Source organism: Shewanella sp. SW32 (genome assembly GCF_025653365.1).
GTDB lineage: Bacteria > Pseudomonadota > Gammaproteobacteria > Enterobacterales > Shewanellaceae > Shewanella > Shewanella oncorhynchi.
On sequence record NZ_JAKKSJ010000074.1, the window covers coordinates 1 to 6601 of the forward strand.

Annotated in this window: 8 protein-coding genes; 1 reads left to right on the forward strand and 7 read right to left on the reverse strand. The window is 44.6% G+C overall.

From position 1 onward, the window contains the following. Positions 1 to 360: 360 nt before the first annotated feature. From L5M28_RS23625 to umuD, 4 genes are all read right to left on the reverse strand, one after another. Positions 361 to 1836, reverse strand: coding sequence for a hypothetical protein (locus L5M28_RS23625; RefSeq protein ID WP_263204519.1), 1476 nt, complete (start codon positions 1834 to 1836; stop codon positions 361 to 363). Positions 1837 to 1950: 114 nt separating this feature from the next. After that, positions 1951 to 2301, reverse strand: coding sequence for a hypothetical protein (locus tag L5M28_RS23630; RefSeq protein WP_263174705.1), 351 nt, complete (start codon positions 2299 to 2301; stop codon positions 1951 to 1953). 167 nt (positions 2302 to 2468) lie between these two features. Further along, on the reverse strand, positions 2469 to 3722 hold the full coding sequence (locus L5M28_RS23635) for a Y-family DNA polymerase (protein WP_263174704.1): 1254 nt from the start codon (positions 3720 to 3722) through the stop codon (positions 2469 to 2471). Continuing rightward, entirely contained in the window at positions 3710 to 4144 is a 435-nt protein-coding gene (umuD, locus tag L5M28_RS23640) for a translesion error-prone DNA polymerase V autoproteolytic subunit (protein WP_263174703.1), read from the reverse strand. The genes L5M28_RS23635 and umuD overlap by 13 nt, the downstream gene beginning before the upstream one ends. Positions 4145 to 4347: 203 nt before the next feature. Here umuD and L5M28_RS23645 point away from each other — a divergent pair, with 203 nt between their 5' ends. Further along, positions 4348 to 5217, forward strand: coding sequence for a hypothetical protein (locus L5M28_RS23645; protein WP_263174701.1), 870 nt, complete (start codon positions 4348 to 4350; stop codon positions 5215 to 5217). A 119-nt stretch (positions 5218 to 5336) separates the two neighbouring features. On the opposite strand, the gene L5M28_RS23650 is transcribed toward L5M28_RS23645, so the two are convergent. The 3 genes from L5M28_RS23650 to L5M28_RS23660 all read right to left on the reverse strand — a co-directional run. Further along, positions 5337 to 5501 carry a hypothetical protein gene (locus L5M28_RS23650; protein ID WP_263174700.1) on the reverse strand — a complete coding sequence of 55 codons (165 nt, stop codon included), beginning with the start codon at positions 5499 to 5501 and terminating at the stop codon, positions 5337 to 5339. A gap of 25 nt (positions 5502 to 5526) precedes the next feature. Further along, positions 5527 to 5982, reverse strand: a complete 456-nt coding sequence (locus L5M28_RS23655) for a hypothetical protein (RefSeq protein WP_263174699.1) — start codon at positions 5980 to 5982, stop codon at positions 5527 to 5529. A gap of 378 nt (positions 5983 to 6360) precedes the next feature. Further along, on the reverse strand, positions 6361 to 6601 hold a 241-nt coding region (locus L5M28_RS23660; protein WP_263147013.1), incomplete at its 5' end, for an integrase core domain-containing protein.

The window sequence follows — 6601 nt, forward strand, 5'->3', positions numbered from 1 at the left end:
GAAGTAACCGTTGCCGGAGGGAAAACAATCCCCCCACAAAATCACCATCAGCACACGTCGGCGCAGGGTGATATTCGTTGGAAGCTTTTTGTTTTCGCACAGTAATGATAGAAATCGTCCCCCCTGTGTTCTCTTGACACTCGCGGACAAGACAGAATATCCATACTAATAGCGCGAAAATATGATTATTCAGATAAATAACGCACAAGCGGAACCTTTGGCTCCGCTTTTTTGTACTTTAAATTCATCGTTTCCGAGTTCGGCCTGCCTGTGTCCACGCGGTACGAAAAACAATATTCCCTCATTATGTGGACGCTTTAGGGATTCAACAGTTTCAGTTCACTAAAGCCGACCGTTGGATCACAGAGCGTTAGCAAGTTGGATAAGATTATCATTATCGATGTTCATCGCTAAGGAAGTGATAGCTTCCCTACCCTGTTCGGTGTCTCCCAGCTTGATTAGCAGCGTTCGGACTATGCCAGCACGAGCGGTTAATTGATCGACTGTCAGATTTTGGTAGGTACTATTCGCGATCGATAGAGCATGGATCGATAATGTCTGGAACTCTTGCTTGTCAGCCTCCCGGGTAGTTTGTCTCCCTTTGGTATATTCGTTATAGGTATCGGTTGCTTCATACAAGGCTGCGGTCACTTGTTCTGAACCTGTGCGCACGGTGCCGTAGACAACGTCAGTCAGCCCGCCTGAACTGTCAAAATTGGCGGTAAAAGAGTTGCTTTCCCCAAGATGATTCTTGAATGGCAGTATGGCCACATAGCCAAACTCTGGCGCGGTAATAAACCCACTGAACAGCAAGGACCCTGCGGATGCATTACCTTTTTCCGTACGATTTAGTTTAAGCTGGCGCGTGCCAAAAGTTGAATAATACAACCCAAAATAATCATTTTTCGGCTGGACCGTTGTTTCTTTCTTCTGATAATTTGAAGCCGTATTCTCAATGCTTAACTTGAAACTGTATTTGACGGCCATATTCTCAGCGAGGTAATTCCTGCGGCTGGAATCATTAGAGTAAACCCATGGAAGGAAGTCTTCCAGTCTGTTAGTGATCTCAATGCTGGCATCTGCAATTTTCGCCGTATCGTAGGTGTATTCGCGCTGCAGAGTGATCTTCTTCTGGAACTTCTCGAGGGCTAAAGAGGCCTGCGAAACCGCTTTTTGTGCGGCAAGTACCGCTTGCTCTTGTACAGTGGTATCCCCCTTGGCTGCAGCTAACTTCTTCTGCTGTTTATTTAGCTCTGTAGTTTTACTTAGCACCGTGGCCGTGAGTGAATCCATCACTACCGACACAATAGGTTCTTGGCTGAGTTCGGGAATACACATCCCTTTGGGTTCAAAACTTTTTACTATCTCCTTTGGAGGACTGGCTAATGAGATTGGTATTCCTTGAGAAATGGCTGCAATATTGACAATGGTTTTCACGGCGGCCATGCCCAACTCAATAGATTTATCATCGGCATTGGTTGCAAAAGACTTAAGGAGCCCATTGGGATGCATAAACACTGTCATCCCCCAGTCTTTGGTAAATTCATGCAGTTCTTCAGGGTCTACTACGAACACCTTAGTGAGATCGGGGTGAGCAGTTTGTTTGACTGTCGCTGTGGTCTGATAATCAAAATCAAGTATACCTTTGTTCATTTGACAATAAAGCAGCTTGTGAGTCAGCGTGACAACTTGACTCGATGCCGGTAAGTAGTAGACAAGTCCTTGTTGGGCATATTTAGCGTTGTCAGAGTTGCTAATTGTAACGACTGTTGTCTTGAGGGTACTTGTACAGCCAGAAAGTAACAAAATGGCGGCAGCGATTCGCGTCGTATGCATCGTGAATTCCTTTTCAATGAGTAATAGGGACTACTCATTAAAAATAATATCTCATTCAGGATCTAGCAAACTTAATGCTACTTAACCGGCGCCATATAAGCACAACCTAATTCGTTATCGGGCGAAAACGTCTCTCATGCGTGGCAATAGTGCTTCTATATTCGGGTCCATCAGCTCAAATTCGATTAGTTTGTTGGCAGGCGTGCGAAACGGGGTACCGGAGAGTATGCCTTCACGGAAGAGAGCAACAATGGCCTGATCGATGTCGCGGCGCTCGTATTGCTGGATATCGACAGGGGCATACCAAAAGCCGTCTTGGTGGAGCCATGTCTCTGTTCCTAATTTGTCGAAAAAGGCCCCTAACGGGAGTGCTGTGTCATCGCGCATTTCAAAAATGCTGTGGACGGCCGCGGTGAGATACTTTGGGAGCAAGCGACGTGAATGCGCAGTGGGTTTGAATAGCATAAACTTCTCCTACCGGTTGGAATTATCCTATTAAAGCACCTAGGGATTGCTTTAGGCAAATCAGGAAGGGGCAAAAATGGCCAACACTGCAAACCGGTAGTGGCGCCGTATCATCCAGTCTCGTTTCAGTGGTGCTTAGCCGATGGCCATAACGTCACAGAATCCTGTTACGCTTTAACCGTCGGTATATCGGACCAACGAGTAGTGTATTGAGGCGATAGAAATTCTCGGCGCATAGTCCAATGCTGATCACTCCCCTGTGCAGCAATATACAACACATCACGGCCATAGCGATTATTCAGACTATCAAAGATTTTCATTAAGTTAGGGTCGCTCTTGGGCGCATTAAATAAGTCATATTGCACTGAGGTTTTAGGGCAAAGATCAATCAGGCCTACACCAATACGGTAATAGCGCACACCAGGGCGATAGAGGTTTGATAGCTCGCGGCTAACCGCGGCGCACAGTTCACGACTGTCATCAGTGGCACAAGTAAACTGAACAAGCCTTTTAAAATACATAGGCTGTGGATCATGTGTCGAGTTGGCAGCAAACACGACCATTGTTTTACACAATGAGCCTTGTTCTCGAACCTTCGCACCGGCAATTGCGGCATGCTTTGCTAACGCTTGGTGTAAATGTTCCCGGGTACATATTCGTTCGCCTAGGCTGCGGGTGGAAAATATTTGCTGCTTATCTGCTTTGGTGACATCCCACGTTTTACAGATCTGCCCATTGAGTTCTCGCACTGTTCGCTCTACATCGATAGAAAAATGTTGTCGTGCTACTTTCGGCGCCAGTTGTGCCAAATCATAGGCAGTATGCACACCCAGTAATCCCAGTTTTACCGTTAGTTTGCGGCCAATCCCCCAAACCTCATCAACTGGCATCGATTTTAATATCTCAATACGCTGCGCATCGTTATCAATAACGCAAACACCTTTATATTGAGCCAATTGTTTCGCGGCATGATTAGCCAATTTCGCAAGGGTTAATGTCTCACCAACACCCACGCAAACAGGTAAACGGCACTCACGCCAAACAGCACGGCGCAACAGGGTACAATGGGCGTTTAAATCTGGGATTGCTGCACAGTGTTGAAATGACACAAACGACTCATCAATAGAGTACACGTATTGCTCGGGCGCAAACCGTCCGATCACTTGCATCATTTTTGCCGATAGATCGGCATAAAGTGCATAATTAGATGAAAACACCTGCACATTATGTCGTCTACATAGATGTTGCTGCTCAAAGTAAGGAGCAAATTTCTTCACGCCAACGGACTTGGCCGCGCGGTTGATTGCCACACAACAGCCGTCGTTGTTACTGAGCACAATCGCGGGAAGTCCGCGCAAGTCGGGCCTAAACACCATTTCGCACGACACATAAAATGAATTGGCATCAATCAGTCCGTACATGATTGACTCAGATATTGTTCAAGTAAGCTTGAATGCTCATGAAGTCGAATAGACTTGATGATCACCCCTTCCACCGAGAAGGTATCTGCATCATCGATAGAAACGGACGTCATATTTTGCTGCTGATCAATCGAAACCAGAAGCCGGCGCTTTTCATCAAGGAGCTTTACGGTAAATTCTCCGTTATAGCTGGCAACAACAATAGAGAGATTGCGGCGCTTGGCAGCACGGTCAATCACCAGTATATCGCCATCATAGATCCCAACCCCTTCCATTGAGCGGCCCGCAGCACGACCAAACCAGGTCGAGCTAGGATGCTCAACAAGCAGCTGATCAAGACTAAGGGGTAATTCAACGTAATCCGCTGCAGGACTTGGAAAACCCGAAATTCCCGCACTCGCATGGCATATTATGAGTTTCATACTTGCAAACCACTGTATAAATAATCAGTAATAATAGCAGTATTTATAAAAAATTTGAAAATTTAGATCAGACCTTGTGGGAGAGTAATAAAAATTCTATCCTGAACAATCAAGTACCCCTGCTCGTACCGTTTTAGATGAAACATGACCGAAATTCAAAATTGATTGATGATCCATCTGGTGCTTGATAGAAGAAAGTAATTATGAACCTCATCCCCTTTGGTTTACGCAGTGATGGTGTATATATCGATGTGGAAGAAGCAACTCGGGGTAAGTCCTGCGATTGTGTTTGCCCATCGTGCGGCATAGCCTTACTCGCTCGGCTGGGAGAGGTTAATGCCCCCCACTTTGCCCATGACTGCAAAGAAGTAAGTAAGGAAGAAATTGAGGCTTGTAAATTCTCGTTCTATGTCTCAGTGCGCTACATGCTTAAGCAGCTGTTTAAGGAGCAAGGCCTGTTAATGTTGCCGCCTCTTGATGTTGACCTGGATGGCGAAAAGCACGTCATTACTAAAAACACTAGAATCACCTATGAACTGAAGGATTTAGCGCAAGATACCTATGTTAATAATGTGAAGGTTGACATGGTTATAGCGGTATCTGAACGTAAGTTATGCCTTTACATATCCCACCCGGGGCGCCCAGCGCCGATATATGATGACTTACGAAAGGACAAGCATACGGCGGTGTTAGAGCTAGAATTAATTCATTTCGCGAAGTTATTCAGCGAATCACACAGGCTAAAATCGGCTAAACAGTTGCTACAGGATTGGGTTGAGTCATCTATCAAGGGGAAGCATTGGATCTACAACCCAAGACGCAGCGCATGGCTTGAGTATCAACGAACTAAAGAAAAACCTGCCGAATCACCCAAGTCCACATTAGACAGAATTAAAGAGCAGATTGCTAAGACGGAGACCTGCAAATATCACTGTGTATTTTGTAAATTGGATTTTGAAGGCAGTTCGTTACTCAACCGCTGCCCAAAGTGTAATGACTATTTGTGTGTTATACGAAAACATCTAAATAGCGTCACATCCACTGCTGCAAAAGGAAAGTACCGCTATCGATGATAACAATGCCGTTGTTAGAGCAGTGAAATCGTATAATTGTGAGGGTTAAACCATGATTTCCGGCCAGTTTCTAAACTTCTTACCAAAAACCAATCTTCAGACTTAAGGTGTTCTGGTAATTAGTTCTCAATAGTTTTGTGCTGTCCGTCGTCAGTAATCACTTTCTCTGGTTTAGGTAATACTTCAAACTCACGACGTCGCACTGGAAATTCAACTAGAGAACTGTCTAAATCCTCAAATGAATATGCTTCTGAAACTGCAAAAAATTTTTGGCCAATTTGCATAATCTTCAACCTTTATTGATTGTTCTTACAAGAGCTTGTATTGAAGGACTTTAACATTTGGGAGCACGATTGAGTCACTGAAGATTTCAATGTTGAAATGGCGTAGAAAGTAATTAATCGTCACGCGGTGTTTACCACCAGCCAAGTAATACTTTCCATCCAGTTTTGCGAGCCAAACTCCGGCATCTTTGGGCCAATTGTCATCACAAAAATACTTCTGTGATTCCTCGAGACGCTTTAAGTAATCCGACATTCTTGAGTTACTATGGCCATCTAATAATTCTCCCCAAGTAATAGCTGAAACCATCGTAAAATCATGGCCTACTATTAGCGAGTATGGGACCGTTTCACGGGTAACCTCACAATTGAGCTTTTCAATTTTCCACCCCATTTCAATTTCAATGTCGAATAGGTTCCGCAATACAAAGTCACTCAGCGGAGCGGGTTGAATAGCATTTAACTCTCTCAGATTTGTCTTCAATTCAATTTATTCCTTGCATGTGTCACCGGCGTTTATCGTCTATTAGGAATGAACAAACGCTTCCGCGGCTTTAATCTCTGTAAATACCTAACAATTATTATCGCTTTTCATGATGCGACGAGTGTTTGGTTCATCGTAAGGTTTCATATCCCAGTATTTAGGGGTTTCCGCCCGCAGCTCCGCGGCAATCCGTGCTCTTGCTTGTCTTCCCCCTTGCTTGCATGATGGCCTAAGTTAAATTATTTTAGCATCGGTTGTGCTGGGACTTATCATTTGGTGCTAATGTCTTGCCCAGAAATACATTTGGAAATCTTTTGCTCAGGACGAAACAATGTTACGTGAGATGTTCAACTTCAATAGTGCTAGTGACTGTAGTGGTCAAGTAAAATTGGCCACGGTTTTAGAGTCATTCCAATATAAACGTTCTGACTCATTTGGCGTTAACCCACCATTATATTGATGGGGCCTAGTCTCGCTGTAATATCCAGTGATGTAATTTGTGATCTCTTTATCTGCTTCTGTAAAATTCCCATAACCACTTGCGGGTATCCACTCAGATTTCAAACTTCTAAAGAAACGCTCCATTGGTGCGTTATCCCAACAATTCCCGCGACGACTC